Raw genomic sequence first — 25,695 nt, 5'->3', positions numbered from 1 at the left:
CGAATCCTTAGCGCTTCAACTTGAGCTTCTCGATGAGGGGGCCAAGCGCCGCCAACGCCGGATTTCGCTTATCGGCTTTGGCTTCCTTGCGTCCCGTGATCTTCATCGCGATGTCGTGAAATTTCTCCACGGCCTTCGCTTTGGGGCTGAATTCCTCCAGCATCTGACCGTTGTTCGATGCCTGGCTGAACGATTCAGGATCGTAGTCGATGACGGCCATCACCTTGCTGTCGAGCGCCTGCTCGAACTCCTTGATCGTGATTTCCTGCCGCTTCGGCGTGTTGGCCATGTTGAGGATCAGAAGCGGCTGATTGTCGTTCTTGCGCGACGTCCGCAGTAGATCGACGATGTTCTTCGCGTTCCTGAGATTTGCGAGATCGGGCACCGCCGTGATCACGACCTGATCCGCCTGCAGCAGCACGCGCTTCGACCACGGCGACCAGCCGTGCGGCAAGTCGACGGCAACCAGCGGCACGTTCTGGCGCACAATATCGAGAACGGTATCGCAGGCTTCCGGCGAAATTTCGTAATCGCGATCGATGACGACCGGCGCCGCGAAGATCGACAGATGCTCGGAGCATTTGGTCATCAACCGGTCGAGCAGCTGATCGTCGAGACGTTCCGGCGCCGCAAGCGCTTCCGCGATGCCCTGCACAGGGTCCTGATTGAAGTCGAGCCCTGTCGTACCGAACGCGAGATCGAGATCGGCGATCGCAACGTCGGTCTTCAAGATCTCCGACATCGTCCAGCCGACGTTATGGCAGACCGTCGAGGAGCCGACGCCGCCCTTGGCGCCGACGAAAGCAAACACGTGCCCGACCGGATCGGTTTCCGGATTGTTGTAGAGATTGGAAATGCTCTCCATCACCGCAAGCGGATCGACCGGCGCAACGAGATATTCGCCGACGCCGCGCTTCAGAAGCTCGCGATAAAGCATCACGTCGTTCTGGCGTCCGATGACGACGACTTTGGTGCCGGGATCGCAGCTCTCCGCCAGCCGATCGAGCTCGGCCAGAAGTGAACCGCTGTCGAGCGCGCAATCCAGGATGATGAGATTGGGCGTCGGACTGTCGACATAATGCGAGATGGCGGCAGCGATACCGCCCATGTGCACGCTGACGTGCGCCTTTGAAAGCCGACGGTCCTCGGCCGCAAACTGGATAGTATTCGCAACGCCCACGTCGTCACAGAATGCCTGGATCGAGATCCGAGGCACGGGCCGTGCACGTTCGCTCGAATATGTGTCCTGCCGTTCTCCGTTGTCGGAAAACCCTGGATCGAATTCAGGCGCAGCTTGCGTATGCTGGGACATCTCGGCTCCAGTTTATTGGCTGATAGGCTTCACGAACGTTACTTTTTCGTCCGACGCACCGAGCGTCTCGCCCTTCACGTACTTCTCGTACATCTTGAAGCGGCGATTGGCGTCGCTCGGCGTCATCGTGCGCGGTCCGAGCAGGTCGGCGGGATTGGAAACCATCGCCGCCAGATTACGCTGCGACGAGCAGCCGAAATTGGGATAGGGCGTGTTTTGATACGCGCGCGCCAGGTTCTCGGACCAGTCGCGGCCGCACTCGGGACCTTCCGCAACGTAGCGCAGATACGAAATGCGCAACGGCGCATCGCGCCCGCTCGCATGATAGGCTTCGTTGGCGATCGAAGAGTCCGCGTATCCGCCGCCGAGAATCAGCCGTCGCGTATCGCTGGCCGCATCCATCGCCGCCGCCTCGTTCGACGACCCGGCAGGCGCCGAGATGACAAACCGACTGTTGCCGGCATCGCTCGCTCTATGGCGATCGATGAAGTCGATGACACGGCTGCGCTGCGATGGCGTCAGGCCTTCGGAACCCGCGGCGACATGCAGATTGAGGACGGCGGGTTGCTGCGAGACCAGGATCGGATGGCGCTGCTCGGGATCGATCAGCTGCCAACCCGCCACCTGCGGGCCAACACGATCATGTTCGCAGCCTGCCAACGCAATCGGCAGACACGCAATGATCAGCATTCTCGCAAGCCCGCGTCGTGCCTTGGCCGGTCCGCGGAGTATCGTCTTTTGCATCTGCATGATGTTTCTCCGGAACCGGTTATTCGACGATGAATCCGTAGTCGCCCTTCAGGCCGCCCGACGGTTGAACTTCGCTCTTTCCGTAGATGCGGTTGAGGTGGCCCAGGAAATCGGCCTTGAGATCCGTCGCCGGGTACAATCCGTCCGTCGGCGCCGAAAGCTGCTGGCGCGCCACCGGCTGCACGAGATACGGCGTGACGATGACCACCAGCTCCGATTCATCATTCTGAAAATCGCGGCTGCGGAAGAGCGTCCCGAGGATCGGGATATCCTTCGCTCCAGGTAGTCCGTCGATGTTCTGCTGCGTCTTGGTCGAGATCAGGCCCGCCAGCGCCAGCGAACCGCCGGAAGGAAGTTCGACGACGGTCTTCGCCTGCCGCGTGTCGAAGACGGGATTGCCAGCGACGTACTGCGAGATATCGCTGACGCTCGTATCGATCTTGAGGCTGATGCGCCCTTCCGTCAGCACGACCGGAGTGAAGGCAAGCTGCACACCGAACTTCTTGAACGCAACGGCGGAGACACCGGTCTGCGTGTCGACACCGGTGACGTAAGGAACTTCGCCGCCCGCAAGGAATTCCGCCGGTTCGCCCGAGATCGCCGTCAGGTTCGGCTCCGCCAATGTCTTGATCAGACCATCGCGCTCAAGCGCGCGAACCGCCGACTGGATGTTGTTGCGGCTGTTACCCCAGCCGGACACGAGACCGCTGTTGCCGAATGCACCCGTTGCCGGGCCAGGATTGAACGCGCAGATCTGACCGACAGCACACGCCGCGCTCGCGGCGGTGCCGACGCCGAACGTCGGCAGCGATCCGAGACCCTGCGCGGTCGAGATCGGAAACGCATTTTCGGTGAGAAGCGTCGTCGAGAAGCTGCCGGACGACAGCACGCCACCGAGGTTGATGCCGAGCTGCTTCAAGAGCGTCCGTTTGACTTCGGCGACGGTGACCTTGAGCATCACCTGCTCTTCCGCCTCGACAGTCAGCAGATTGATGACGGATTTGACGTCGTCGGCGTCTTTGACTTCGCCAGCCTTGTTTTGCTGGCCGGAACCGCTGCTTGTGAGACTGACGTTCGACGCCCAGTTCGCGATCATCTGACTCATGAACTGCGCTGCGATCCGCGATGCGCGCGCGGAATCCGACGGGCTCTTCACCCGCCCGGTGAGGATCGCGGTTTGATTGAGCGTTTCGACCTTGATCTCGGAACCCGGAATCACGCGCCGCAACAGCATTTCGAGCCCATCGCCTTCCTGGTCGACGTTGAGTTCGATGAGCGCGAGTTGCTCGCCCTTATTCGAGAAGAAGAAGGCGTTCGATTGCCCTGGAGCTTTGCCGAGCAAAAACACCCGGTTCGAGCTGAGAACCACCGCATCGACGACGGCCGGATTCGATGCCATCACGTCGCGCACGCCGTTCGGGAACTCGATGAGAACGGATTTTCCCAGCCCGATCTTGATGCTCTTGCGAACCGGCAGGCCTTCCGACTCTGAAATTCTGACGATCGACTGCGTGTTCTTGCTGAACTCGGGATCGCCCCTGTCCGCGCGCACCGATAGGCGGTCAGCCGCTCGCGACTGCGCCGACGTCGGCGCAGCCGATGTCAACACAGCGGCAAAAACCATGATCGCGCGTGCGGCCGCGCGCCATGGAAATCCAATTTCAGATCGCATGAGCTTCCCGCCTTTATGACGACTACTGACTGACCAACTCAGTTCACGCCATACACACGCGACTTGGCACCGTAACGAACAATACGCACCGAATTGTTTTGCGGTTTGTTGAGATCGAGATTGCCCGCCCGCTCGGGGTCGGAACTCAAATCTGCAACGCTACGCAAGGAGAGAGTGATCTCTCCCATCGAATTCGCGAGCGCCATCATTTCCGCCTGCTTGGGCATCAACTCCAGCGTCGCTGTCGAGGCGGAAATGTCCGCCGATTTCTTGCCGTCCTTGGTTTCGATCTGCTGGCCGATCGCCATCACACGCACGTTGCGGAACAGAGTGTCCGCAACGGTCTCCTCCTGGCCGCTGCGGCTGCGAACATGACGGATGAGGATCACGTCGACATGATCGTTCGGAAGAATGAGGCTGCCGGCCGCCGTCTCGGCTTTGATCTTGGTGGAGATGGCGCGCATGCCCTGCGGCAGGATCGCGGCAAGCACCCCGCCTTGGCCGGCCTTGATCAGCTTCTGCGTCGTGACGGGCTCACCGGAAAGAATCGCCGAGCGAGCAACCGCACCGGTAAACTCGTGCGCTTTCCCGGGACCGCTGTTCGCCTTCGTCACATAGTCAGCCGTAACCGCGCTCTTCGGCCAGGTCGCCCAATGAAAATTACCTTCATTGACGATCTGCCCGACGGAGATATCGGTGGCGGCCACGAGGACTTCCGTGCTGTCGACTTGCTTTTCGACCGTCACGGTCTTGGGGGGCGTCATAAATGCGCTTGCGATGTAATAAGCGAGCGCCGCCGCAGCAAACGCTACGGAGAAACCGACAAGTTGTGCCCGCTTCATTGCGCCGTAAATCCTTCAGCTCAGGGTTCTCGCTCCTGCGCCGATACTGTCGGACAAACGTCAATGCGAGGTTAACCGCCGTTTCAGAAAGACGTGCGTGGGCAACGGTTGCAGCTCCAATCAGAGCCCGCTAAACAGCCGCGATAACAAGAGCCTACGCTCAAGCCTGCAGCATTCGGAACAATTCGGTGGTGGGGAATACCATCAGCCCTGATGCCGCAATCGCGATGCCATAAGGAACCGGCCCACCGGCAGTGTGCAGACGCTGGGCCCAGCCAGGGAGCGGCAAAAGATCAGCCGGCACCATCCGGCGATAGCTCAGAATAAGAAGGCAAAGGACCCCGCCGAACATCGTCGTAAATGCGATAAACGGGAGAATCTGCGCTGAGCCCATCCAAAGCGCCCCGGCCGCCATGAGTTTGGCGTCGCCGCCGCCGAGCAGATTGAAGGCAAACAGCGCGAACGTGAGAAGCAGCACCCCGAGCGCACAGACGACGTGCATCCCGAAAGTCTCGAGCGGCATTCGCGTCAGAACCGCGAGCGCGACAAAGCCACCGATCAGCGCAAGCGAGATAACGTTTGGAATTCTCATCGTGAAAAGGTCGTTCGCCGCAGCAAACGCCATAGCAATCGGGAAGATCGCCACGAGAAGAAAAGTCAGCACCGACATTATTTACACCTGCACCAGAAGCACGACCGCTGACGGAGTATGACGAAACTCGGTAAAGGCCGGCCTAACGCAGTTTTGGTGCGCCGGCGCTCGATTATTTGATGGAGCTGAACCCTGCTACGACGGATTCGAAGACGCTGACTAGAGATCCCTTGACCCCCATTAGCGCACCGACGATTGCGATGCTGACGATGCTTGCGATCAGTGCATATTCGATCGAGGTTGCCCCATTCTCGTCGGCTGCAAATTCACGGACGCTGGAAGGCAGCATTGCATACCCCTGATAAAAAAGCGCGCTCGAAGAACTCGTCTCCGAGCGCGCTCAATGCACTTTGATAATAGGCTAACGCAAATAAGTGCCGATCAGTTGGCGGCAGGCGTACCTTTCAGTGCGTCATCGACTTTCGTGAACGTACCGCTGAGGCTGGTACCGACCTGGCCAAGGATCGTAACGAGGGCGACGCCGATAAGAGCAGCGATCAAGCCGTATTCGATGGCCGTTGCACCCGACTCATCGTTCATGAAACGCGAAAAGATGTTCATTGGTTTGTTCCGATCTACGCTAATACTTTTATCGATCCCGTTCCTCGGAAGAGGTTTGTCCTCGCCGCTGAACTAACGGGGACTGTAGATTGGAAAAATTAAAGTCAGGTAAAACGCGCCAGGCCGCGCTTCACCGACAAATAAACAAAAATTATCCAATGCCTTTCTTCAAAAAAACAAAGTTTAAAAGGTCGCACGCGGCCTGCTTTTACATTGATCAAACCTGAAAGAAGAAAATAATACGTGGAAATATGAGTTAATACTGTACTTATAAAAGTATTTCATCAAATATTGCCAAGTATACTTCAACGCCCTTGCAGACAGACCGCTTCGAACAGACATCGGAATATCTCCTCCGATCTTCCAATTTTTGCTGCGGCGCGCTCTCGCGAACAGACTATCTCACCCGCCGAATTAACCACCGACGTTATCCGCGCGATGCCGGTTCGAACGCGGCAGGTCCGCAATGCTGCGGATCGGAACGCCCGTTTGCAGTTCCTTCACCATTTGATGAGCTTATGGCAGCCGGGAGCTTTGAAAGGACCGCGCCGGATGCATCGTGGAGCAAAAAAAATTGCGGCATCTCACGCCGGCAGCATTTTACGCACGGGCATCGTCGCAGCGATCGTGGCTCTTTCAGCCGCTGGCGCATCGGCTGGCGATTTGATTGTACGCTACGACCAATCGCAACTTCTGCATCTTCCCCGCCCCGCCAGCGAGGTCATCGTCGGAAACCCGTCGATCGCCGACGTGACGCTACAGGATGGAAATTTGCTCGTCGTCACTGGCAAGACGTTCGGCATCACCAACGTCATCGCTCTCGATGCCGCTCATAATGTCATTCAAGATCAGCGCGTGATGGTCGAACGCGACGATACCAGGACCGTCAATCTGCACAAAGGCAGCACGCGCTTTACATACGCATGCACGCCAAACTGCGAGCCGACGCTCACGATCGGCGACGACAAGGACTTCTTTAGCGCCGTCCAAACGGCCAATAATCAGAAGACGAAGTTCTCTGAAGGCTCGTCGGATTCCTCGAGCAGCGCGAACAGCCAGCAATAAAAGAGCCCGTCAACAAGCTCTACCACAACGCCAGGATTGCGCCTCCTCGGCGTATACGGACGCTTTCACGATTGCTCAACCATTAGAGACGAAATCCCGTCCGATAAATACCACCTTAATCCGCGCTAATTTATTTAGTGGCCGTTATCATCAACGGTCGCGAGAATTCTATGCCCACAGCGCGCAGAATGGGTTTTCTTCCCCGCTCGTTACGTTTCAATCGTCTGCTGCGGCGTTGGACATCAGACGACCGCGGCTCGACGGCCTTGGAATTCTCCAGCGTCGCCATTCCATTCCTGATGTTCATATTAGGCTTCATTGGCTGCGCGATTTACTTCTTTGTCTCGAACTCGCTTGAAAAAGGCATGGATCAGACAAGCCGGCTGATCCGCACGGGCGAAGCTGTCTCCAAGAAGATGACTGTCAACCAGTTCAAGCAGAGCATCTGCGATGGCGCGGGCTCTTGGATCGACTGCAATAAATTGCAGATCGACACAGTTCATTGCGACAGCTGGAGCGCCTTGTCCGACGGCGGAGGCGGCACCTGCACGCCGTACAAACCGAAGCCCTGCATCGACAGCAGCGGCGTACCCTTGACGAACTCCGCGCCCGGAACCGATTTGATTGCGATCTACTCAGGGACCGCAAGCGACGTGGTCATCGTGACTGCGTGCTACCAGTGGGATTTCACCTCGAAGCTGCCGATTATCAAACTGGGCAATATGTCCAACGGCTCGATGATGCTTCAATCAGCAACAGCGTTCCGCAGCGAACCCTATCCCGAGAGCTGAAACAATGCCGTCGACATTTTCACTTGCCGCGCGGATCAGACTTTACTTCCGTACCTTCGCATCCGACACGAGCGCCGTGGCGGCCGTCGAGTTCGCCCTTATCGCTCCGCTGCTGATGCTGATGACATTCGGCACGTTCGAAGTGTCGCGCGCGTTGGTCGCACACAAAAGATTTCAGCGCGCGACCGCCATGGTCGGCGACCTCGTATCTCGCGAAAAGCAGATCGGATCTTCGCTGAGCACGGCGAATACAGCGCTCGACGGCATGCTCGTTTCCGCTCAGCACGCTATGGAGCCGTTTAGCGCCACGCCTTTGCAAATTGCGATCACGCAGCTTCGAGCGTCGGCCACCGACGCGAGCGCGACAAAGGTGGAATGGTCCTGGTCCTATCACAGCGCACCGATCAAAAGCTGTGGCGATACGAAATCGATGCCCGATGAGAACATGATCTCGAAAGGCGATGCCGCGGTCGTCATCGAAGCGCAGTACACCTACGAGCCGCTTCTGGCGAACATTCTGCCTGGGATCACGCAGACGATGGTGTGGTCCGACACAATGTCCTTCGCACCGCGTTGGGGCGCCGTTTACTATGCCCAGGACAAACTGAATACGAAATGCCCGCCAGGAAGCGGTTGAGCCAAAATCATTTGGTACGCAGCCAAAAAATAGAAAATCATTCTCGCTCCAGCCGGGACGGCGGGAACCCCGGCTAGTTCGCCTTCGTACGATGGCAGAACGTAGACGGCGCTATCGTCAGTTGATAAATATACTTCCGTTCAGAATAGATATCCTGCCGCATTTCGATATCGAATTATACCGCGCAATCCGCGACGACAGACTTCATAGAAAATAAACAGAACACAGGCGAGGACTCGCAGTGGGACGGAGAGCGGTTCATTCCCCGGAGGAGCTCCGCCAGCTCATCCTGGACGCGTCCCGCACGATCGTTGAAACCAACGGCATTTCTGGTTTGTCCGCGCGGGAAATCGCGCGTGTGATCGGATACTCACCCGGGACGCTGTACAATATCTTCGAAAACCTCGACGACATCCTGCTCACGCTGCAGGTGCAGCTTCTTGGCCGCATCGTCGATCATCTAAAAGGTGTGCCGCTGGGAACGAACGGCGAAATGAACGTCGATGCCTTGACGCATGCCTACATCGAATTCGCGCTCGAGAATAAGCGCATGTGGAATCTTCTCTTCGCGCACAGCGTGACTGGACCCAATCGGGTACCGCCTCCGTTTCACGAGCATCTCGATGATCTTGCCTGCACCGTCCGTAAGGCGCTGGCACCGCTAGCTCCCAATGCGACGCAAGAGGAACTCGACACGACCGCACGTGCTTTGTTCGCTGGCGTACATGGAATATCTGCGGTCGCCGCGAGCGAGAAGGGCGCGCATCTGACGCCCGCCACCGCTCAGATCTATGCCAAGGAACTGACGTCCAACTTCGTCAGGGGCTTGCGGTCTCGCTCGGAGCACTAGCGGCTGGATGATCCGCCTCGCTCGGCGCTGCCTCGATTGCCGGAGCAGACGCTGTATCCGGTGACGCCGCTTCGGGAGCCGTCTCCTTCAACTCCGCCGGAGATGCTGCAACCGGTGCCGCCGCGGCTGGGATTTTACTAACCGACCCGGTCTCGACGTCAGCGCCTTTGCCATCCTCGTGCCGGCGCGCAAAGCGTGGCGTCTCAACGAGACCGAACCATTTATGCGGCGGCAGCAGCCGCTGCTCGAGCCCGGTCCACAGACTGCGCGAGGCAAGGCCATCGACGAACGTGGACGTCGAGGGCGAAATCATGATCGCGCCGAACGTGGCCGCCGCCATCGCCAGCGACGAATAGAAGTAACGCCGGTCTATGAATTTCAACGCCGTGCCGAACGACGACTTCAGGCGCGTATCCATGACGTCGACGGAATAGATCTCGTCGAGCGTCAGATGCGTGAGATATCCAAGGAACATGAATGCGCCGCCGAGCCACGCAACGCCCTCAGGCTTGTTCAGCAGGTTCTTGAATACGATTGCCGTTAAGACCGCGCAAAAAGCCGCGGCGAGGATCGAATGCCAGATGCCGCGGTGAACGGAAAGGCGGTGAAAGACGGTGTGCAGCCCATAGCGCACCAGCAGCAGCGTCCCGAGCCAAAGGATCCAAAGCTCTGCGATTGAGAATTTCGTCGCCGCGTTGAACAGCACCGCAAACGAAAAGAAAATCGCGAGCCCCGCGAACATAGCCCGGCTCGGACGGGAATCCTTGAGATCGATGTCAGGGAGAACGGAACCCAGAACGCCGGCCATTGTCACCGCAACGAGGTTTTCCGGCGCAACGACATTGGCCGCGAGCGTCAGCGTCGCAAGAGCCCCGGAAACGACCGTCCCTACCGCGATGTGCGTCGTAAAATTGGCCATGACGTCCCCCAAACTCTGAGCGCCGGCTCAGGCGGACCGGCAAATTTTAACCCCGCTATTGTCAGCAACAGATTCGGCCGCTATCTGCGAGGCGCCGCCCCATGAGCCATGTGGATAAGACGGGCATTTGCGCCCCTCTTCCCCATTTTGATGGCAATGGCGGCACATCCGGCAGGCAAGCCGGATGCGATGGGGAAAAAACGGATCGACATGTCGGCGGTGCTAGACTCACTCACGGTGAAGCGGCTTGCGGCGGTAAATATCGCCGTTGCGCTTGTCGTCATCGTGATAAAATACGTCGCCTATCTCGTGTCGGGGTCCGTTGCGCTCTACTCCGACGCGCTCGAAAGCGTCGTCAACGTCATGACGGCGGTGACGACCTTCGCGGCGATCCGCCTGAGCGCAAAGCCACCTGACTCCGGCCATCCGTTCGGACACCACAAGGCGGAATTCCTCGCCGCGATGTTTGAAGGCGCGATGATCGCCGTCGCGGCCGTACTCATTCTTCTCAAGGCGAGATCCGCGCTGATTGAGGGCGTCAAGCTCGAGCATTCCACGCTCGGCATCGTCTTCAATATCGTCGCGTCGATCCTCAATGGCGCCTGGGCTTGGCTGCTCATCAATCGCGGCCGATCGTGGCGCTCTCCAGCGCTCGTCGCCGACGGGAAACACCTTTACACGGACGTCATCACCTCGGTCGGTGTCGTCATCGGACTCGCGTTCGCGGTTCTGACGGGCTGGCACATCCTCGACCCGTTGATCGCGGCCATCGTGGCCCTGAACATTTTATGGATGGGCTACAGGCTCGCCGTCCAATCGATGTCGCATCTCCTGGATGAAGCGGCGAGCCCCGAGATCGAGAGCAATATCCGTAAGGTGATCGAAGCCAACGGCAGCGGCGCGCTCGAAGCGCACGACATCCGCACGAGGCAGGCCGGACGCGCGCTTTTCATCGAGTTTCATCTGATCGTTCCCGGCTCGATGACGGTGGATGACGCGCACGCCATTTGCGATCGCCTCGAGAACGCTATCGAAACCGAGATCGAAGGATCGGAAGTCGTTATTCACGTCGAGCCGGAAAACAAGGCGAAGCCCGAAGCGTCTGGCGCGCTCCCGCTGGAAGGCAACTAACCGTTCGCCGAAACGCGTTCGGCCCAGAGATCGTAGTCTCCGGCCTCAACGACTTTGGCACGCACGATGTCGCCCGCGTTCACGTCGCGCTCGCCGTTCAGGAACACGTTGCCATCGATCTCGGGCGCATCCCACTTCGAGCGCCCGATCGCGCCGTCCTCGTCGACTTCGTCGATCAGAACGTCGATCGTCTGCCCGAGTTTGCGCTCCAGCTGCGCGCTGCTGACATCCTTCTGCACGGCCATGAAGCGATGCCAGCGTTCCTCTTTCACTTCATCAGGCACCGCGCCATCGATCGCGTTCGCCTTCGCGCCCTCGACAGGCTCGTACTTGAAGCATCCGGCGCGATTGATGCCCGCTTCCTTCAGCCAGTCGAGCAGAAACGCGAAATCCTCTTCCGTCTCGCCGGGAAAACCGACGATGAACGTCGAGCGGATCGCAAGATCGGGACAGACCTCGCGCCAGCGACGGATGCGCTCCGCGGTTTTCTCCTGCGCCGCCGGCCGCCGCATAGCTTTCAACACCGCGGGCGACGCATGCTGGAACGGGATGTCGAGGTACGGCAGGATTTTGCCGTCCGCCATCAGCGGAATGACGTCATCGACGTGCGGATACGGGTAGACGTAATGCATCCGCACCCAGACGCCGAGATCGCCCAGCGCCCGCGACAGATCGAGAAACCGCGCTTTCAGCGGCGCGCCCTTCCAGGCGCTCTCGGCGTATTTGATATCGAGGCCGTAAGCGCTCGTATCCTGGCTGATGACGAGCAGTTCCTTGACGCCAGCATTCACCAGACGCTCCGCCTCGCCCATCACATGGTTCGACGGCCTGCTGGCGAGATCGCCGCGCAGCGCCGGAATGATGCAGAACGAGCAGCGGTTGTTGCAGCCTTCCGAAATCTTCAGATACGCATAATGGCGCGGCGTCAGCCGCAGCCCTTCCGGGGGCACCAGATCGACGAACGGATCGTGCAGCGGCGGTACGGCGTCGTGCACCGCCTCGACCACCTGCTCATACTGATGCGGACCTGTGACCGCGAGCACGCCCGGATGCGCGTCGCGAATGCGGTTCTCCTCGACACCGAAGCATCCGGTGACGATCACGCGGCCATTCGCGTTCATGGCCTCGCCGATCGCGTCCAGGCTTTCCTTCTTCGCGGAATCGAGAAAACCGCACGTGTTGACGACGACGACGTCCGCGCCCTCATAGTCGCTCGCGATCATGTAGCCTTCAGCGCGGAGCTTGGTGATGATCCGTTCGCTGTCGACCAGCGCCTTCGGGCAGCCAAGCGACACGAAGCCGACCTTTGGCGCGGCTGCCGTGTCGGAGCCGTGCGCAGCACGCCGCGCTTTCGCGTTTACTTTGACCGAGGGGTTCGCCATTTCGCGCTTCTAGCCTCGACGCCCCGAAAGCGCAATCGCGACAGAGTAGCAACCGGCGGTAGGCGCCGCCGGACCGTGCGGCCGCCTGAAAATTCAGGCAATCCGCCGCAAATGGTTGTCGAAGGCAATGTTCTGAAGCGTATGCTCGGAAACGACCCGCGCTTGCGCCGTCTCGTAGCGGATGACGCCGAACCCCGACGACGCGGCGAAGTTATGATCGCCCTCCGACGACAAGCCGCAAACGTCCTTGAGATCGCTTTTGCCTACGACCGCGCTGGTTTCGGAATCGACGTAGAGAACGTGCCCCGCCTTCGGCGCGCTCGCGGCGATAAAGCGGCCGTCGTTGCTGACCGCCATCGCGCCGATGTACCCGCGCAGACCCTTGCCGCCGCCCGGCGCGTCGACCAGCTTCAGCTCACGATCGAGCCCGGCGCTGCCGACGATCTGCGGCGTCACGCTCGGGCTTCCTTCCCATTGTCCGCCGAACCAGATGAGCCCAGTCTTGTCCTGCGTCACATGCCGGATCGACAATGACTTGAGATCGCCCGTCATCGCGTGCTTGGCGACGAGCTTGCCGCTTTCCGCGTCGACGAAAGCCAGCGACGGCTCCATCGTATCGACATTCAGATTTTCGCGTCCGGCATCGGGCACCGTATCGAGGCCGCCATTCCCGACCGCGATCGTCTTGCCGTCCGCCAGCAGCATGATTTCGTGCGGCCCGATGCCGTAGCTCTGATGCTCGCCGATTTTTTTGTAGCCGCGCGCCACGTCGTAAATGCCGATGAGACCGATCTCGCTCTCGACGTCCGCTTCCGATGTGTAAAGCAGCCGCCCGTCCTGCGAAAATCCGCCGTGCCCGTAGTAGTGACGATCCTTGCCCGGCGTGAAGACGTGCGGCGGCGTCGCCTTGTCGATATCGAAGGCCACGCCAAACACACCCGGCCGCCGCGCGAACACCGCGACCCGCCCCGACGGACGATGATAGGCGATGTCATGCCCCCGCGCCGTCAGCGGAACTTCGCGCACGATCGAGCCGTCGGCACGAAGCAGAAGAACGCAATAATTCTTCATGCCCTTCCGCGCCGTGGCGACATACGCGATGTCGCGATCGGCCGCCGAAGCCAACGCCTTGCTCTGGTACGCCGCACCGACGAACGCCAGCGTGCCGAGCAGCAACGATCTGCGATCAATCACCGTCAAGCTCATTAAATCCCACCGTCAATCCCGCTGCTGTCGCTAAGCGATTGGCTACGATGTTGCGCAATCCGTTCATGCGGTCGAAAACCTCTCGCGAAGTCGGCGTATCCTTGCGCTGCGCATGCGACGAGCGGCCTCCCGCGCCATCGATAGCCTCGATCGTCCGCCACGTTCCCTGCGACCAGCCTTTCATCCAGGCCATGTCGGGCTTCAGATACGCTTCGAGATGCATCGCATCGTAGAGCTGTCGCAGCGACGCGATGCTCGCCGCGTAAACCTGCTTTTGCAGCCCGGATTTATTGTAGGGCGGCGACAGCCTGATCTTCGTATCGACCTGCGGCTTTAGTTGCAGATCCGCCGTCAACGAGATGCCGATCAGAAACGCTTTCACGATCTCAACCGCCGACTCGTTCTCATTCCGATAGGTGTCGTTGTCGGGTCCGGGGCTCAGCATCTTGTCTTTCCAGCCACCCGGCTTTTCCCAGCCATCGGAAACTTCGCCCACCACCCGCACGATGTTGTGCGCAATCGCCTGCGCCATGACGCACCGGAACTGCGCCGGCTCCGTCGGCCCGAGAGGAACCTCGCTGTCGCGCATCAGGAATTCGAGCGCCGGAAGCCCCTGCACGGCCGCACTCTGCTTCGCAAGCGCGCCGGGTTCGGCGAGCTTGGCGTCTTTGTTCAGGAGGATCATGCGCAACTGCCGCGCAACGAAACCGCGCGGATCGGGCCAGAAGGAAATCTGTTCGCGTCGTCCATTTTCAAGCATCGGCCCGAAGCGCAGGAAATCGATCCCTGCATAAGCCGTGACGGCCGCGGCGAATTTCTCGTCCAGCGTGCGCCGCGCCTCTTCCGAACCTGTTTTGCAGACGGCCTCGACGGCCGGAGGCAGCGCATCTGCGGAACTCTTCAGAGCGTCGATGTGCGGAATGATATGCGTGTCGATCGCCGTCCGCGTCAGCTCCAAATGGCTCGGAGGCGCGTTGGCGGACATCGCCGCCGTCGTCAGTGTCAGCGTAATCAAAAAGGAAAGCAGCACTTTCATCGTCGCATTCATAATCCGCTCACGTAATCGACCAGTCGTTGTCTGTCTTCCGGCTTCAGCGCGTTGAAGAGATCCCGGCTCCGCGCGCCTTCGCCGCCGTGTTTCGCCACCGCTTCCGCCACGTTTGCCGCCGAGCCGTCGTGAAGGAAGCGGCGTTCCTTCTCGCGCACATGCCCGTCGATCAACGGCGCCGTCCGCCATTCCTGCGGCTTGACGCCCGGTTCTCCGACGCCATCGTCGAGCGCCGATCCCATATCGTGAAGCAGCAGATCGGTAAATGCGGTGACGGTGCCGCCGTCGCGGGTCGCCAGAGACGGCACGTGGCACGTGGCGCAGCCGGCTTTGGCAAAGAGAGCTACGGCTTCCGGATCGGTGGCCCTGTGCCGCGCCCGCAACGTCCCGAGATACACCGAGACGACTCTCAGAATATCGTCCGACAGCTCGCGGCCCTTGAACAAGACGCTCTCACCGTTGGGCGCAGCAAGACACGCGGTTTCCAGAATTGTGCAATCGCCGTAGGGCCGCGGCTGCTTCGGGCTCGACAGACCCATGTCGAACGCAAACGCGTGCGCGACTTGCTCTTCGAGCGTCACCTGCGCCGCTTTCCAGCCATACCGGCCGATGCGCCCCGCAATGACGTTCGCGCGACCCCTGACGCCGTCGCCATCGCGATCGTCCGCATCAACGCGCTTCAGGATTTCGGCGTCCGTGACGTTATCGAACGCCGCGCGGCCGAACAGCGACGGCGCTTGGCGCACGCCAGCCTTGATGCCGTCCGCCAGCGCCCGGTCGTTCAGCTTGAGATCGAGCTTCGGAAGATAGCGCACGGTTCCCTCTGGCATCAGCCCCGGAACGGCGTTGGTCTGCAGCTCAAGCCCATAGAAAGGATCGGTCGCCCCCTGAGCATCGCCGAAGCGCACGACGGCGCCCGCGAGATCCTGCGAGCCATCTTCGCGCGTCACGACGTGCGAACCCTCGCCGCGTCCATGACATCCCGTGCACGAGCGCGAAACGAACAGCGGCCCGAGGCCGTCGGACGCATCCGTCGACGCGGGCGCCGGCACCCACATGCGGTCGAACAGCGCCTTGCCCATCGCGGCATCGAGCGGATCGGCATCGGCCACACGCGGCCAAAGCGTCGCAAAGGCGAGCAGCGCGATCTTGATCCAGAGTCTGAAGCCGGAGGTCATGCGACCTCGATGTAGCCCATCATGCCAGTTTCCTGGTGATCGATGATGTGGCAATGGAACATCCACTTCCCCGGTTGTCCCCCGACGATTCCCGCCTGCACGCGCTCGTTCGGACGCAGCAGAATGGTATCGGCACGATGCGGCTGCACATGCCGCATGCTCGAGCTCATGACCTCGAACGTATGCCCGTGGATATGAATGGGATGCGAATGCGGCGTCGTGTTCTGCAGATCGAAGATATAGCTCTGCCCCGACTTGAGCACCGCGAGAGGCGGCCCGAGATCTCTGTGATCCATGCTGGACCACGCCTGCTTGTTGATCGCCCAGAACGTGCGTTTCGTCAGACAAAGCGAGCCGATTTCGACATCGGACTTCGCAAACTCGGAAAGCGCCTCGCCCGTTGCCGTCGCCGAGAAAATGAACGGGATGATCTGCGCGTTGCCGACGTCCACGTTCGGAAACGGCATGACCTTCAACGGCGTCGGCACAAAGGCGCCGCTACGCTTCGCTGGTCCTTCGGAGACGAACTCCGCCAGCACGACCGGCTCCTTCGCGAAAAAGTCCACGAGGCGAACCTTGCCGCCCTCGGGCGCCGTGCGCAGCAGGATGTCGATGCGCATCGCCGGCCCCATGCGCCACGACACGAGCGGCAGCGGATCGAGACCGTTACCGTCAATCGCGATGATCGCCGCTTCTCCATCCTCGAAGCCGATTTCGGAAATCCGCGTCGGATCGACGTTGTAAAATCGAATGCGCACGTTAGCCGATGACGGCACCTTGAAGACTGCCGTTTTCTCGCCGTTGACCGAACGCACGGTGCCCGACGTGCCCGCCTTCGCCGCGCCTGCGTCCGTCGAAAACGGCAGGAACGTCCCCTCGGGCGAAAGACGCCAGTCCTTCATCATCAGGACGTACTCGGCGTCCGACGGTTCGATCTCGTCGCCTTCGACGATCAGCGCCCCGACGAGACCGCGCCCGAAATGTTCGTCCGTATTGCAGTGCGTGTGAAAGAAAAAGCTGCCCGTGTCCGGCGGCACGAACGAGTACGTGCCTGAACTGCCCGGCTCGACCGGCTTCTGCGTCATGAACGGCACGCCGTCCTGATCGTTCGGAATTCTCAATCCGTGCCAATGCAGCGATACGTATTCACCGGCCCGCGGCAGATGGTTTGCGTACTGCGTATCCAGCCGCTCACCGAGCTTCATGCGCACGATCGGATAGAGCGACCCCTCTTCGAAGGTCCAGAGCGGCAGCGTCTTGCCGTCGAAACACGGCAGCGCGGCCGGACGCTCTGCGAGATCGAGCACCAGCTTCTTGGTGTCGTTTGCAATCGGCTGCGCAATGACCGGCGCTCGCGCGACCGCCTTGCCGCCTCCAAATACAAAAGTCGCCGCGGCACTCCCTGAGAATGCCGCGGCGCCCATCAAAAGTTCTCGACGTGTTAGCATAGGGCTCGTCCACCACCCGTTATCGATCGCAACGGTCTCGTTTAGGAGCCTCTGCCAATCACTTCTTGGTCGCAACCTGATCCGGATGATCGAGGCTGTCGGAACCTTCAATCTTGATCTTGAGGTTCAGCGCCGCAACAACCGCCTCGACGGCACGGGCCTGCGCCACGAGCGCGTCTACACCATCGAGAATGAGCTTGTTACCGGCGTCGTTTCCGGCTGCCAGCATCTGATTATAGCCCATTTCGCCGGAATCCGCTTTGACCTTGATGGCATTGAGCTTCGCTTTCGTGTTCTCCATGGCTTCGTCGACACGCTTCGCAGCGTCGGGGGCCTTGGCACGCGCAAGCTCGGCGATGCTCGCACCCGAAACAGCGGTCGCGCCGTCGTACTTGCCGTTCCAGATTTCGATCATGCCCACCTGGTCATAATAGTGGCTGTTATGCGTGTTGTTGGAGAAGCAGTCGTGCGCCTCTTCCGGGTCATGCAGCAGCACGCCGAGCTTCATGCGCTCGCCCGCCAGTTCGCCGTATGACAGCGATCCGATGCCGGTGAGTATCGTCGACAGCTGAGCGTTCGCGTCCTGTTTCGAAAGCGCCTCGCGTGCCGCGCCGCCGGCCTTCCAGTTGCCGGCCATCTCGCTGAGATCGTCGATCAGAAGCGAGCTTGCGGCCTTGAGGTAATCGCGGCGGCGATCGCAGTTGTCATGCGTGCAGTTCTTGAGATCGAAATCGCTTGCCGGACGTTCGCCCGCACCAGCGCTCGTGCCGTGCAGGTTCTGACCCCACAGCAGGAATTCGATGGCGTGGTAGCCGGTGCCGACGTTGGATTCGACTTCAAGCGCGCTGTTGAGCTGCGCGATCACCGTCTTGTCGATCTTGCTGGCGTCGAGAACTTTCGGCCCGAGGCGGACGGACTTGTTCGCGATGATGTTTGCCGTATAGAGCGGGTTCTCTTCCTTCGCATCGCCGTAGCTCGCCTTGTCGACGTAATCGATCAGGCCTTCATCGAGCGGCCACGAGTTGACGTTGCCTTCCCAGTCGTCGACGATCTTGTTGCCGAAGCGAAAACCTTCGGTCTGCATATAGGGGATACGCGCCGCCTTCCAGGCATCCTGCGCCGCCTTCTGGGTCGTCGCATCGGGAGCGGCAAGAAATGCATCGATGGCCTTGTCGAGGTCTTTTGCCTTGGCCAGCGAGTCGGAGTACATCGCTTCGGCGAGGTCGCCGTACGTCTTGGTGATGTCTTTGACCGCCGGCGCGTCAGCGAAAGCCGGACGAGCAACCGCCCCTGCGAGCGCCAGCCCCGTCGCGCAGGCTATCGCAATCGCCAATTTTGACATCGTGCGTTCTCCATCATGTTTCTGGGTTTGGCGATAGAATACGCTAAGCTGCGGATCGCCCAAAATTATTTACCGTGTTAGTATACATTAGCACCCTTGAACGGTGTCAAGTGAACTCCGCCTCACTTTGGCGCGTTGTCAGCGGCGCACCGCCGCGCGGTACTTGCCATAGAGTCGGGAATTTGAAAGAACGGTCGTCAGACTCTAGAGCTGCGGCCGCGCGGCCACCGGGTAAACAAATATGCGCTTGACGAAGCAAACCGGCCACGCAATCCGCATCCTGATTGATTGCACCTTGGCAAACGACGAGCTTGTGAAGGTCGCGGACGTGTCCGATCGGCTTGGCGTTACAAAGCAGAACGTCTTTAAAATTGTCCATATTCTCTCTCACGCGGGCTTTCTGTCGGCCGTGAGGGGCCCGAATGGCGGCGTCCGGCTCGCGAAGCCGGCAACGTCGATCAAGATCGGCGACGTGGTAAGGGCGATCGAGGTCACGCGCGTCCAGGTCGAAGGCGGACGCGGGCGGAAGACCGTCGACAACGATCCGGCCTCCATCAACGCCATGTTCGACGACGCCCTGAGCGCTTTCATCTCCGTCCTGGACCAGCACACCCTGGCCGAGCTCGCGAGCCAGAAATCGCCTCTCGGGGTATCGAATGCCGATCGCGACGGCGAAGACAGCCGCGGTACGAAAACGCGCGCCAAGAAGCCCGCAGCGCGTGCCGCGCGACGGAGCTGATTGCCGCCGGAGAGGCAATGTCGCTCATTAAAAATTGGCTGCCGCCCGCACCCTCGACGAATGCGTCTGCAGGCTTTGCAGCATTGAGCGCAGTCGCTTTGCTGGCGTTGATCCCGATGTGGCTGTACGCGGGGGAACAATGGCGCCTGAGCCTTGGCGTCCTATGCGGGTTGCTCGCAGGCATCAGCGCGGCGCTGGCATGGAACAGTCGCCCCAAGCCTGAAAAAATGGCCGAAGCCATTGCAAATTCTGGGGCAACGGAGAAGCCGTTTTCCTGGCCGGATCTCGTGGCTGCGATCCCCGATCCGACCATCGTTCTCAACCGTTCGTCGGTCGTGCTGAATTACAACGCCGCGGCGCTCGCCATTTTCGAAAGGCTGACGCAAGGCCGGCCGCTCGAGCACGTCAGCCGCGACCCGGAACTCATCGCCGCCGTTACCGGAGCTTTCGAAACCGCCCAGAAACGCAAGGCAATGCTGCTGCCACGCGGCGGCGGCGGCCAGCGCTTCATCGCGACGGTTGCGCCGTTCGGAGGCGAAGCCGGACAGCCTGCCGTCGCCGCCTTGATCACGATCCATGACGAATCGGAACAGCATCGCGCCCTTGAGATGCGGACCGATTTCGTCGCCAATGCCAGTCACGAATTGCGTACGCCGCTCGCGTCCGTCCGCGGCTTCATCGAAACGCTGCAGGGCCCGGCGCGCAACGACGAAGTCGCACACGACCGCTTTCTCAAAATCATGGCCGAGCAGGCCGAACGCATGACGCGCCTCATCGACGACCTGCTTTTGCTCAGCCGCGTCGAAGAGAAGGCCAACCTCAATCCGACCGGGCAGGTCAGGCTGAGCGAATTGCTCAACGAGGTGGTGCGCGCGCTGACGCCTGTATCGGAAGAGCGGCAGATTACGATCACCGTCGAGCCGGAATCATCGCCACTCGTCGCAAAGGGCGAGCGCGACGAACTTTTCCAGGTCTTTCACAATCTGATCGAAAACGCCGTCAAATACGGCCGCGTCGGCGGCTCGGTGAAAGTCCATCTCCGGGAAAGCGAACGCGATCCGAGCAAAAAACGTGTGGCCGTTACTGTCACCGACGACGGCCCCGGCATCGCACCCGAGCACCTCCCGCGCCTCACGGAACGCTTTTACCGCGTCAGCACCGAGCATAGCCGCCGGATCGGCGGTACCGGCCTGGGCCTCGCCATCGCCAAACATATCCTGACCCGCCATCAGGGCGAGCTGTCCGTCGACTCGGTCGTCGGGCGCGGAACGACCTTCAAGGTATCTCTTCCAAAATATAAATAAATCAACGACCTGAACTGTCACAAATACATAGCATCAAACGCCTACAAAGGCCCCGTCGCTGAATGACAGCCTTGTGACACAGCCCTCTTCAAGAGCTTGGCCGTCGCAACTGATCATTTCGCTGTCAGTCCTCATTCAAGAAGGACGGGTACTGAACAGAACCAAGGGGATAGCCGGAACAGAGGTCACGCGTTCAACACCTCCGCCTGGCTAGGAATCGTTCAAAAACAAGGCGTTAACGTTTCATAAACTCTTGAACTAAGTGGACTACAGAGTGCGCGCCGGGCCTGGGGGTCCGGCAAATGGGGGGACAAGGCTTCGAGCCCCCGCTAAGAGGAGATTTAGAGTGAGACAGTCTTTTGTTGCGCTTTTTGCGGCGCTGGCGGCCACTGCCGCAGCGACTGCGCCCGTCAAAGCCGACATCTCAGGCGCGGGCGCTACGTTCCCTTATCCCGTGTACGCAAAGTGGGCTGACACCTACAAAAAGGAAACCAACGTCGGTCTGAACTATCAGTCGATCGGTTCCGGCGGCGGCATCAAGCAGATCATCGCCAACACGGTCACCTTCGGCGCGTCCGACAAGCCCCTCTCCGGCGAAGAGCTCGAGAAGAACGGCCTCGTCCAGTTCCCGACCGTCATGGGCGGCATCGTTCCGGTCGTGAACATCGACGGCATCAAGCCGGGCGATCTCGTTCTCGACGGCCCGACCATCGCCAAGATCTATCTCGGCGACATCAAGACCTGGGACGACCCGGCGATCAAGAAGCTGAACCCCGACGCGAAGCTTCCCTCTGACGCCATCGCCGTCGTCTTCCGTTCGGACGGATCGGGCACGACGTTCGTCTGGACGAACTACCTTTCGAAGGTCAGCGAAGAGTTCAAGTCGAAGATCGGCTCGAACACGTCGGTTCAGTTCCCGGCCGGCATCGGCGCCAAGGGTAACGAAGGCGTTGCCAACAACGTGATGCAGACCAAGGGCTCGATCGGCTACGTCGAATACGCTTACGCCAAGCAGAACAAGCTCTCGCACACGAAGCTGATCAACAAGGACGGCAAGACGGTTGCGCCGGTCAAGGAAGCCTTCCAGGCCGCTGCCGCCAACGCCGATTGGGCATCTGCTCCTGGCATGGGCGTCATCCTGACGGACGAGCCGGGTGCCGAATCCTGGCCGGTCACCAACCCGACCTTCATTCTGATCCACAAGAAGCCGAAGGACATTGCCGCCGCGAAGGACGCACTCAAGTTCTTCGATTGGGCTTACACCAATGGCTCGGCTGAGGCTGAAGCGCTCGACTACGTCCCGCTGCCCGCCGGCGTCGTCGCTCAGATCAAGAAGAGCTGGGCTGACATCGTCGGCGAAGACAACAAGCCGGTCTTCGCAACGAACTAAGACGACTGCAATACTGGAGGCGCTTTCATCGGCGCCTCCTTCACCTTGCCCATTTACGGTTGGACCTGGAGCATAGATTTTGAGTTTCCTGACCGATCTTCAAGTTCAGCCGTCAGCCTCTCCGGCAGAACGGCGGAGCGTTCTCGGAACCTTGCAAAGGTCCGACGTCTTCTTCCGGTATCTGACGCAGTCGTCCGCCTACTTCGTCCTGGCGCTGCTGACCGCGATTTTCGGATCTCTGATCGCCGGCGGCTACCTCGCCTTCTCGACCTTCGGCTTCAGCTTTCTGACAACCGAATCCTGGAACCCGGTCACTGAAAAATTCGGCGCCGTCGCGCCAATCTACGGAACGATCGTCACCTCCGCGATCGCCATGCTCATCGCCGTGCCGATCAGCATCGGTATCGCGGTATTCCTCACCGAACTCTGCCCGATGGTGCTTCGCCGGCCGATCGGTATCGCGATCGAACTGCTCGCCGGCATTCCGAGCATCATCTACGGCATCTGGGGCCTCTTCTTCTTCGCCCCCTTTCTGCAGCGCAACGTGCAGCCCGAGCTGATTGCCTTGTTCAAGGACGTCCCCGTCCTGAATAGCCTTTTCGCCGGACCGCCTTACGGCATCGGCATCCTGACCTCCGCGCTCATCCTCGCGATGATGGTGCTGCCGTTCGTGACCGCCGTTTGCCGTGACGTGTTCGACACCGTCCCGCCGGTACTTAAGGAAGCGGCCTACGGCATGGGATGGACGACGCGCGAAGTCGTGAGAAACGTCGTCATTCCCTATACCCGCGTCGGCATCATCGGCGGCGTCATGCTCGGCCTCGGCCGCGCCCTCGGCGAAACGATGGCCGTGACCTTCGTCATCGGCAACGCACACCGCGTTTCAGCTTCCATCCTGGCGCCTGGCACGACGATCTCCGCGACCATCGCCAACGAGTTCACCGAGGCTGTCGGCGACCTCTATACCTCATCGCTGATCGCCCTCGGCCTCATCCTGTTCTTCATCACCTTCGTCGTTCTCGCGCTTGCACGGCTCATGCTGATGCGCATCGAGAAGAAAGCGGGAGCGTAACATGGCACTCGATCGTGGCCGGTATCAGCGCCGGCGCATCAGAAGCAGGATTACCGTCTGGCTGTGCTGGGCGGCGGCAGGCGTGGGCCTCGCAATCCTCGGCATCATCCTTGCGACGCTGCTCTACAAAGGCTTCGCCGGGCTCGGCATCAACGTCTTCACCGAGATGACCCCGCCGCCAGGCAGCGACGGCGGCCTGCTGAACGCCATCGTCGGCAGCCTCATCATGACGGTCATCGGCGTGCTGATCGGAACTCCGATCGGCATTCTCGCCGGCACCTACATGGCCGAGTACGGGCGCTACAGCAAAATCACGTCGTTCGTGCGCTTCATCAACGACATCCTGCTGAGCGCGCCGTCGATCGTGACGGGCCTCTTCGTCTACGAATTGCTCGTACGGCCGATGGGACACTTCTCGGCGATCGCCGGCTCTGCCGCCCTCGCCGCGCTCGTCATCCCGACGGTCGTCCGCACCACCGAGAACATGCTGCTGCTGGTGCCGAACACGCTGCGCGAAGCATCGTCCGCTCTCGGTCTCCCGCAGTCGCTGGTCATCCGGAAAGTTGCCTATAAGGCGGCGCGCGCCGGCATGATCACGGGCGTGCTGCTCGCGATCGCCCGCATCAGCGGCGAAACCGCACCGCTGTTGTTCACGTCTTTGAACAACCAGTTCTGGTCCACCAACCTCAATGCTCCGATCGCGAGCTTGCCGGTGGTCATCTTCCAATACGCTCTGAGCCCCTACGAAGATTGGCAGCGTCTCGCCTGGACAGGCGCGCTTCTGATCACAGTCGCGGTTCTGACAATGAGTATTCTCGCACGTTGGCTAGGTTCTTCGAGGTCCCCACAATGAATGTCATGTCCAAGGATGTGGACTCCGCGCTTACGGAAAAGATTTCCGTCCGCGATCTGAAGTTCTTCTACGGGTCGTCCCTGGCCCTGAAATCGATCTCCATGCCGCTCTATGAGCGTCAGGTGACGTCGTTCATCGGACCGTCCGGTTGCGGCAAGTCCACACTGCTGCGCGTTCTCAATCGGATGTACGATCTCTATCCGAACCAGCGCGCCGAAGGCGAAGTCCTGTTCGACGGCGAGAACATTCTCAATCCGCGCCAGGACCTGAACCTTCTTCGCTCGCGCATCGGCATGGTGTTCCAGAAGCCGACGCCGTTCCCGATGTCGATCTATGAAAACATCGCCTTCGGCGTCCGCCTTTATGAGCGCCTGCCGAAATCCGACATCGACGCCCGCGTCGAAAGCGCGCTCGAAAAAGCTGCTCTCTGGAAAGAAGTGAAGGACAAGCTGCACAGCAGCGGCCTGAGCCTTTCCGGCGGCCAGCAGCAGCGCCTTTGCATCGCGCGCACCGTCGCGATCCGTCCTGAAGTCATTCTGTTCGACGAACCGTGCTCGGCGCTCGATCCGATCTCCACGGCACGCATCGAAGAATTGATCGATGAGTTGAAGAACGAGTTCACGATCGCGATCGTTACGCACAACATGCAGCAGGCGGCCCGCGTCTCGCAGAAGACCGCCTTCATGTACCTCGGCGAACTGGTCGAGTTCGGCGATACGAAAAAGCTGTTCACCAATCCCACGGACACCCGGACGCAGGACTACATCACCGGCCGCTTCGGCTAGTGACCGCTTCCAGAGGCCCACGAATTTTAGGACCGACTTAGATGAACGAACACACCGTCAAGTCATACGAAGACGAACTGAAGCTCCTTGACCGCCGCATCGCCCAGATGGGCGGCTACGCGGAAAAGCTTCTCGTCCAGGCGATGGACGCCCTTGAACGCCGCGACCCGAATCTCGCCGAAACGGCTGTTTCGAGTGACGCGATGCTCGACCAGCTCGAGCGCGAGGTGCAGGACCAGGTCATTCTGATGATCGCCCGCCGCCAGCCGCTCGCGAACGATCTTCGCCACATCATGACGGTCCTCAAGGTTGCGGGCGACCTCGAGCGCATCGGCGACCTTGCCAAGAATATCGCCAAGCGCGCACTGGCGGTGGCTTCCGAAACCTACCCGAAGCCGTTGATGACCGGCATGCGCCACATGACGGAAATGGTGCAGGCTCAGCTGCGCGACGTTCTCGACGCGCTCGCCACCCTCGATGCCGATAAGGCGATGAAGGTCTGGCTGAGCGATGAGCAGGTCGACGCGATGTACAATTCGCTGTTCCGCGAGCTTCTGACCTACATGATGGAAGACCCGCGCAACATCGGCCTGTGCACGCATTTCCTGTTCGGCGCCAAGAACATCGAGCGCATCGGCGATCACACCACCAACATTGCCGAGAATATTCATTACCTCGTCCACGGCGTTCCGATCGCCGACGACCGTCCGAAGGGCGACCGCACGTCGTCGACCCTGATCACGCCTCGCGAATAATCGAAGGACCC

General features: G+C 60.2%; 26 protein-coding genes. 12 read left to right on the top strand and 14 right to left on the bottom strand.

Annotation, left to right across the window (positions count from 1 at the left end; translation table 11 throughout):
- Positions 1-7: 7 nt before the first annotated feature.
- From HDEN_RS01550 to HDEN_RS01520, 7 genes are all read right to left on the bottom strand, one after another.
- Positions 8-1,312, bottom strand: a complete 1,305-nt coding sequence (locus HDEN_RS01550; RefSeq protein ID WP_013214365.1) for a CpaE/TadZ family protein — start codon at positions 1,310-1,312, stop codon at positions 8-10.
- Between the two features lie 12 nt (positions 1,313-1,324).
- Positions 1,325-2,062, bottom strand: coding sequence for a CpaD family pilus assembly protein (locus HDEN_RS01545; RefSeq protein WP_013214364.1), 738 nt, complete (start codon positions 2,060-2,062; stop codon positions 1,325-1,327).
- A 19-nt stretch (positions 2,063-2,081) separates the two neighbouring features.
- Positions 2,082-3,734, bottom strand: a complete 1,653-nt coding sequence (locus HDEN_RS01540) for a type II and III secretion system protein family protein (RefSeq protein WP_013214363.1) — start codon at positions 3,732-3,734, stop codon at positions 2,082-2,084.
- Between the two features lie 38 nt (positions 3,735-3,772).
- Entirely contained in the window at positions 3,773-4,576 is an 804-nt protein-coding gene (gene cpaB / locus HDEN_RS01535) for a Flp pilus assembly protein CpaB (protein WP_013214362.1), read from the bottom strand.
- Between the two features lie 160 nt (positions 4,577-4,736).
- Positions 4,737-5,246 carry an A24 family peptidase gene (locus HDEN_RS01530; RefSeq protein WP_013214361.1) on the bottom strand — a complete coding sequence of 170 codons (510 nt, stop codon included), beginning with the start codon at positions 5,244-5,246 and terminating at the stop codon, positions 4,737-4,739.
- A gap of 94 nt (positions 5,247-5,340) precedes the next feature.
- Positions 5,341-5,517, bottom strand: a complete 177-nt coding sequence (locus HDEN_RS01525) for a Flp family type IVb pilin (RefSeq protein WP_013214360.1) — start codon at positions 5,515-5,517, stop codon at positions 5,341-5,343.
- Between the two features lie 92 nt (positions 5,518-5,609).
- Positions 5,610-5,789, bottom strand: a complete 180-nt coding sequence (locus HDEN_RS01520) for a Flp family type IVb pilin (RefSeq protein WP_013214359.1) — start codon at positions 5,787-5,789, stop codon at positions 5,610-5,612.
- Positions 5,790-6,341: 552 nt separating this feature from the next.
- Between HDEN_RS01520 and HDEN_RS01515 the strand changes: the two genes are divergently transcribed.
- From HDEN_RS01515 to HDEN_RS01500, 4 genes are all read left to right on the top strand, one after another.
- Positions 6,342-6,854, top strand: a complete 513-nt coding sequence (locus HDEN_RS01515; RefSeq protein ID WP_013214358.1) for a pilus assembly protein N-terminal domain-containing protein — start codon at positions 6,342-6,344, stop codon at positions 6,852-6,854.
- Between the two features lie 137 nt (positions 6,855-6,991).
- Positions 6,992-7,645, top strand: coding sequence for a TadE/TadG family type IV pilus assembly protein (locus tag HDEN_RS01510; protein WP_150103167.1), 654 nt, complete (start codon positions 6,992-6,994; stop codon positions 7,643-7,645).
- A 4-nt stretch (positions 7,646-7,649) separates the two neighbouring features.
- Positions 7,650-8,282, top strand: a complete 633-nt coding sequence (locus HDEN_RS01505; protein ID WP_013214356.1) for a TadE/TadG family type IV pilus assembly protein — start codon at positions 7,650-7,652, stop codon at positions 8,280-8,282.
- Between the two features lie 241 nt (positions 8,283-8,523).
- Positions 8,524-9,132 (top strand): TetR/AcrR family transcriptional regulator, encoded by a 609-nt coding sequence (locus HDEN_RS01500; protein WP_013214355.1) that lies wholly within the window; start codon positions 8,524-8,526, stop codon positions 9,130-9,132.
- Here the strand turns inward: HDEN_RS01500 and HDEN_RS01495 are convergent.
- On the bottom strand, positions 9,101-10,051 hold the full coding sequence (locus HDEN_RS01495) for a metal-dependent hydrolase (protein ID WP_013214354.1): 951 nt from the start codon (positions 10,049-10,051) through the stop codon (positions 9,101-9,103). The two genes, HDEN_RS01500 and HDEN_RS01495, sit on opposite strands and share 32 nt — an antisense overlap.
- 156 nt (positions 10,052-10,207) lie before the next feature.
- On the opposite strand from HDEN_RS01495, the gene HDEN_RS01490 reads away from it, so the two are divergent.
- On the top strand, positions 10,208-11,182 hold the full coding sequence (locus HDEN_RS01490) for a cation diffusion facilitator family transporter (protein WP_342446779.1): 975 nt from the start codon (positions 10,208-10,210) through the stop codon (positions 11,180-11,182).
- Here the strand turns inward: HDEN_RS01490 and rimO are convergent.
- The 6 genes from rimO to HDEN_RS01460 all read right to left on the bottom strand — a co-directional run bounded on the left by rimO (position 11,179) and on the right by HDEN_RS01460 (position 18,786).
- A complete protein-coding gene (gene rimO, locus HDEN_RS01485) occupies positions 11,179-12,564 on the bottom strand; it encodes a 30S ribosomal protein S12 methylthiotransferase RimO (protein ID WP_013214352.1) in 1,386 nt (461 codons plus the stop codon). The two genes, HDEN_RS01490 and rimO, sit on opposite strands and share 4 nt — an antisense overlap.
- 93 nt (positions 12,565-12,657) lie before the next feature.
- Complete coding sequence (locus HDEN_RS01480; RefSeq protein ID WP_013214351.1) at positions 12,658-13,770, bottom strand: DUF1513 domain-containing protein; 1,113 nt, start codon at positions 13,768-13,770, stop codon at positions 12,658-12,660.
- Positions 13,751-14,818, bottom strand: coding sequence for an imelysin family protein (locus tag HDEN_RS01475; protein WP_013214350.1), 1,068 nt, complete (start codon positions 14,816-14,818; stop codon positions 13,751-13,753). Before HDEN_RS01475 ends, HDEN_RS01480 begins: the two co-directional genes overlap by 20 nt.
- Entirely contained in the window at positions 14,815-15,996 is a 1,182-nt protein-coding gene (locus HDEN_RS01470; protein WP_013214349.1) for a di-heme oxidoredictase family protein, read from the bottom strand. Before HDEN_RS01470 ends, HDEN_RS01475 begins: the two co-directional genes overlap by 4 nt.
- The gene (locus HDEN_RS01465) at positions 15,993-17,420 is read right to left on the bottom strand and encodes a multicopper oxidase family protein (RefSeq protein ID WP_013214348.1); all 1,428 of its coding nucleotides are present in this window, start codon (positions 17,418-17,420) and stop codon (positions 15,993-15,995) included. Before HDEN_RS01465 ends, HDEN_RS01470 begins: the two co-directional genes overlap by 4 nt.
- 82 nt (positions 17,421-17,502) lie before the next feature.
- Positions 17,503-18,786 carry an imelysin family protein gene (locus tag HDEN_RS01460; RefSeq protein WP_013214347.1) on the bottom strand — a complete coding sequence of 428 codons (1,284 nt, stop codon included), beginning with the start codon at positions 18,784-18,786 and terminating at the stop codon, positions 17,503-17,505.
- Positions 18,787-19,027: 241 nt separating this feature from the next.
- Here HDEN_RS01460 and HDEN_RS01455 point away from each other — a divergent pair, with 241 nt between their 5' ends.
- The 7 genes from HDEN_RS01455 (at position 19,028) to phoU (ending at position 25,684) form a co-directional block, all read left to right on the top strand.
- The gene (locus tag HDEN_RS01455) at positions 19,028-19,525 is read left to right on the top strand and encodes an RrF2 family transcriptional regulator (RefSeq protein ID WP_013214346.1); all 498 of its coding nucleotides are present in this window, start codon (positions 19,028-19,030) and stop codon (positions 19,523-19,525) included.
- Positions 19,526-19,542: 17 nt separating this feature from the next.
- Positions 19,543-20,829, top strand: a complete 1,287-nt coding sequence (locus tag HDEN_RS01450) for an ATP-binding protein (protein ID WP_013214345.1) — start codon at positions 19,543-19,545, stop codon at positions 20,827-20,829.
- A gap of 346 nt (positions 20,830-21,175) precedes the next feature.
- The gene (gene pstS / locus HDEN_RS01445) at positions 21,176-22,219 is read left to right on the top strand and encodes a phosphate ABC transporter substrate-binding protein PstS (RefSeq protein WP_013214344.1); all 1,044 of its coding nucleotides are present in this window, start codon (positions 21,176-21,178) and stop codon (positions 22,217-22,219) included.
- A 79-nt stretch (positions 22,220-22,298) separates the two neighbouring features.
- On the top strand, positions 22,299-23,291 hold the full coding sequence (gene pstC / locus HDEN_RS01440) for a phosphate ABC transporter permease subunit PstC (RefSeq protein WP_013214343.1): 993 nt from the start codon (positions 22,299-22,301) through the stop codon (positions 23,289-23,291).
- A 1-nt stretch (position 23,292) separates the two neighbouring features.
- A complete protein-coding gene (pstA, locus tag HDEN_RS01435; protein WP_013214342.1) occupies positions 23,293-24,144 on the top strand; it encodes a phosphate ABC transporter permease PstA in 852 nt (283 codons plus the stop codon).
- On the top strand, positions 24,141-24,929 hold the full coding sequence (gene pstB / locus HDEN_RS01430; protein ID WP_013214341.1) for a phosphate ABC transporter ATP-binding protein PstB: 789 nt from the start codon (positions 24,141-24,143) through the stop codon (positions 24,927-24,929). Before pstA ends, pstB begins: the two co-directional genes overlap by 4 nt.
- A 41-nt stretch (positions 24,930-24,970) precedes the next feature.
- Positions 24,971-25,684, top strand: coding sequence for a phosphate signaling complex protein PhoU (gene phoU, locus HDEN_RS01425; RefSeq protein WP_013214340.1), 714 nt, complete (start codon positions 24,971-24,973; stop codon positions 25,682-25,684).
- Positions 25,685-25,695 lie beyond the last annotated feature (11 nt).

Origin of the sequence: Hyphomicrobium denitrificans ATCC 51888 (genome assembly GCF_000143145.1) — a bacterium.
GTDB lineage: Bacteria > Pseudomonadota > Alphaproteobacteria > Rhizobiales > Hyphomicrobiaceae > Hyphomicrobium_B > Hyphomicrobium_B denitrificans.
Note: the sequence above shows the minus strand (reverse complement) of the source record. Positions and strands in the feature narration are given on the sequence as shown.